The organism is Deltaproteobacteria bacterium GWC2_65_14 (assembly GCA_001797615.1).
Lineage (GTDB): Bacteria > Desulfobacterota > Deferrimicrobia > Deferrimicrobiales > Deferrimicrobiaceae > GWC2-65-14.
The window spans coordinates 8,909-13,075 of sequence record MGPV01000028.1 but is presented as its reverse complement, the minus strand read 5'-3'; the positions used below and the strand labels follow the sequence as shown (position 1 = coordinate 13,075).

Genomic DNA, 4,167 nt, shown 5'->3' with positions numbered 1-4,167 from the left:
AAGCGCCCGAAGAGGGCGCGCGTGGCGTCTCTCGATCGGGACCTCGCCGGGTGGGACTACATCTCCAAGCGCGCGGACGTCCTCACGGAGGCAAGGAAATCCTTCGTGGAGGTTGTCGCCGCCCAGGAGCGGCTGACGCTGGAACAGGAGCTGCTTCTCCTTGCCGAGAAGACCTTCGAAACGGTTTCCGCCCGGGTCCGGGCCGGAAAGGTTTCCCCCGTCGAGGAGACCAAGGCCGGCGTGGAACTTTCGAACCGCCGGATCGAGCATGACCGTGCCCGCAGGAGCCTGGAAGCCGTCAGGAAGAAGCTGGCCGCCTTGTGGGGAAGCGACCATCCGACCTTCGACAGGGCCGTCGCACGGCTCGACGAGGTGTCTCCGATTCCCTCCGCGGAGCAGCTCGCGGCCGAAATCCGCGGGAACCCGGACGTCGCCCGGTGGGTTACCGAGAAGGAGCAGAGAAGAGCCAACGCGGCCCTACAGAAGGCCGCCCGGATCCCGGATCTGACGCTTGCGGGCGGCTTCCGGGATTTCCGGGAAACCGGGGACAGCGCCTTCGTGGCGGAGATGTCGATCCCCTTGCCCCTCTTCGACCGGAACCAGGGGGGGATCCTGGAATCCCGGCGGCGCGTGGCGAAGGCCGACCGGGAGAGCGCCGCGGCGCAGGTCCGGGCGCATGCGGCCCTGGCGGAGATCTACCAGGCGCTGTCGGTCTCGATCGCGGAAATCGAAGCGCTAAAAACCACCGTCGTCCCCGGCGCGCAAAGCGTGTACGAGGCGGCAGGGGAAGGATACCGCCAGGGAAAGTTCGGCTTTCTGGAGGTGCTGGACGCCCAGAGGACCCTCTTCGAGGCGAGACGCCAGTACATCGAAGCCCTTTCCGCCTATCACAAGGGAGTCGCGGAGTTGGACAGGATCACCGGGACGGCGGACGATCTTGTGCAATCCTTATTCGAGCGAAAGTGAGGTTTCATGACCATGAAGGGCAAATATATTGCAATCCTCTTCGCCGCGGTCCTCGCGGGGGCCGTTTTGGCGACCGTCGCCCACCGATATTTCCGTCCGCAGCCCGTTCCCGCGGTCGCCGTTTCCACGGAACAGACCCATGGAGAGGACGGGGAGCACCGGGAGGATGGCGAACACGACAAAGATGAGGAAACGAAGGCCATCCGGCTGAGCGAATCCGAAATGAAGGAATTCAACATCGAGGTCGGAACGGCGCGCGCGGGCAATTTGAAAATCCATATAGAACTTCCGGGCGAGGTGGTGCCGAACGCGGACCGGCTCGTCCATATCGTTCCCCCCGTCTCGGGCGTCGTGAGGGAGGTGAGAAAGACCCTGGGCGACCGGGTCCGAAAGGGGGAAGTGATGGCCGTGCTGGCCAGCCGCGAACTCGCCGACGCCAAGGCCTCCTTCCTGAATGCCGGTGAGCGGGTTGCACTGGCCCAGGCCAACTTCGTACGGGAAGAAGATCTCTGGAAGAAGAGGATCTCCTCCGAACAGGAGTATCTCCAGGCAAAGCAAACGCTCGCCGAGGCTCGCATCGAATTGCGTTCGGCCGAGCAGAAGCTCCACGCCCTGGGATTTTCCGACGAGTACCTGGCGCAATTGCCGGGCCAGCCCGATGTTTCCTATACCCGGTACGAGATCACTGCTCCCTTCGACGGAACCGTGATCGGGAAACATGTCTCGCTGGGGGAGGCCACCAAGGAGGACGCCAACCTCTTCACGGTGGCCGACCTGAGTTCGGTGTGGGTGAACCTGAGCGTCTATCAAAAGGACATGCAGTTCATCCGGAAGGGCCAGCCCGTCGTCGTTTCTGCGGGACACGGCATCCCGGATGCGGCGGGCGAAATCTCCTATATCGGCTCTCTGGTCGGAGAACAGACGCGCACCGCCCTGGCCAGGGTCGTGCTTCCCAACTCCGGGGGAAACCTGCGTCCCGGCCTGTTCGTGACCGGGACGATCACCGTAAAGTCCGTTCCCGTGCCCCTCCTGGTCCCGAAATCCGCACTTCAGACGATCGAAGAAAGGCAGGCCGTCTTCGTCATGACCCAGGAAGGTTTCGTTCCCAGGACCGTTACGGTCGGGCGGTCCAACGATACCCATGTCGAGGTCACTTCGGGCATGAAGCCGGGGGATCGGTATGCGGCGAGCGGCTCGTTCACGCTGAAGGCGCAGATGTCCAAAGGCGCCTTCGGCGACGGACACGGACACTAAGAGGGAGGGGGACAAGGAGATGCAGAGACTCATTCAGTTCGTCCTCCTCAATCGCTTGTTGATCGTCGTGATGGGGGTGCTGGTCCTGGCGGCCGGGATCTACAATTATCGCCGGCTTCCCGTCGACGCCTTTCCCGACGTGACTCCCTCCCTGGTCCAGGTCTTCACCGAGACGGAGGGCCTTGCACCGGAGGAGGTCGAAAAGTATGTGACCTACCCGGTCGAGGTCGCCATGAACGGTCTTCCCCATCTCAAGGAGATCCGCTCGGTGTCCAATTTCGGGCTTTCCGTCATCAACATCTACTTCGAGGACGGGACCGACATCTACTTCGCCCGGCAGTTGGTGAACGAACGTCTCCAGCTGGCCCGTGAAGAGATTCCTTCCGGGTTCGGAGAGCCGGAGATGGGGCCCACTTCCACGGGACTCGGCCAGATTCTTTTCTACTTTCTGGAGGACGAATCCGGGAAGCGTACTCCCCAGGATATGCGGGAGGTCCAGGACTGGCTGATCAAATTCAACCTGCAGACGGTGCCCGGGGTGACCGAGGTCCTCTCGCTGGGAGGGGAGGTCAAGCAGTTCCAGGTTCTGGTCCGCCCGTCCGATCTTCTCCGGTACGACCTTTCCCTCGACGAGATCGTGGTGGCCGTCAAGGCGAACAACGCGAACGTAGGCGCCCAGTTCATCGTCAAGAACGCCGAGGAGTACGTCGTCCGATCGGTCGGCCTTGCCGAAAGGATCCCGGACCTCGAAAACATCGTCCTCAAGTCGACGTCCGGCACGCCCGTGTTCCTGAAACAGGTCGCCGACGTGAGGATCGGGGGCGAGGTTCGTCGGGGCCTGGCGACCATGAACGGAAAAGGCGAGGCGGTGGTCGGCATGGTCCTGAAGCTCATCGGGACCAACACGTCCACGGTCATCCGGGACGTAAAGGCCCGGATGGAAGAGATCAACAAGGTCCTGCCCCCCGGGATCAGGGTCGTCCCCTATTACGACCAGGCCACCCTGGTGGCCAAGTGCGTCCGGACCGTGACGAAGGCGCTTTTCGAGGCGGGCATCCTGATCGTCCTGATCCAGCTGGCCATGCTCGGGGGGGTGCGTCCAAGCGTCGTGGTCCTCGCGGCGATCCCATTCTCCCTGGCCTTCTCCTTTCTCCTCATGCGGTACTTCGGCGTCTCCGCCAACCTGATGTCCCTGGGCGGCCTGGCCATCGCCCTGGGGCTCCTGGTGGACGGATCGGTGGTGATGGTGGAAAACGTCGACCGCATGCTCCGGAGCGGAGAGAATGACGAGCCGGTCGCCCGGGTCGTGCAGCGGGCCTGCCTGGAAGTTGCGCGGCCCATCGTTCTGTCTCTGATGATCATCGTGATCGTGTTCCTGCCCTTGTTCACGCTGCAGGGAGTCGAGGGGAAAACGTTCCGTCCCCTGGCCCAGACGATGGCCTTCGCCATGTTGGGGTCCATGATCTTCGCGGTGATGCTGGCGCCAGTACTGGCAAGCCTATTGATGCGTCGCCCTGGAGGCGGCTCCTCCGGGCACAAAGAATTCGTCGTCGTCCGCTGGCTGGTGACCGCCTACCGGCCCGTGGTGTCCTTCTTCGTCGGGAAGCCGGTTGCGGCCATCGGGATGGCGTTGGCGCTCCTCGCCATCGGGGGCGTTCTTTTCACCCGCCTCGGGTCCGAATTCGTCCCGCGCCTGAACGAGGGAGATCTTCTGGTCCGCGCGACGATGGCTCCGTCGATCTCCCTGGAGGAGGCGAGGGAGTCGATGACCCGTTTCGAGCGAAGGCTCATGACGAAGTTTCCGGAGGTTACCCGGGTCGTGACGCGCGTCGGGAGAGGGGAGGTGGGAGCCCACGCCGATCCGGTGAACAATGCCGAGGCGTTTGTCGCCCTGAAGCCCCCGCAGGAGTGGAGGACGGCGAAGACCCCGGAGGAGCTCCACTTGCA

General features: G+C 63.3%; 2 protein-coding genes and 1 pseudogene (1 of these 3 running past the window's edge). All 3 read left to right on the top strand.

Annotated features, from left to right (window positions below; translation table 11 throughout):
* Positions 1–21: 21 nt before the first annotated feature.
* The gene (locus A2X88_07465) at positions 22–966 is read left to right on the top strand and encodes a hypothetical protein (protein ID OGP34566.1); all 945 of its coding nucleotides are present in this window, start codon (positions 22–24) and stop codon (positions 964–966) included.
* 66 nt (positions 967–1,032) lie between these two features.
* Positions 1,033–2,220, top strand: coding sequence for a hypothetical protein (locus tag A2X88_07460; protein OGP34568.1), 1,188 nt, complete (start codon positions 1,033–1,035; stop codon positions 2,218–2,220).
* A 19-nt stretch (positions 2,221–2,239) separates the two neighbouring features.
* Positions 2,240–4,167 (top strand): annotated as a pseudogene (locus tag A2X88_07455) (metal transporter); it runs 1,121 nt beyond the window's last position.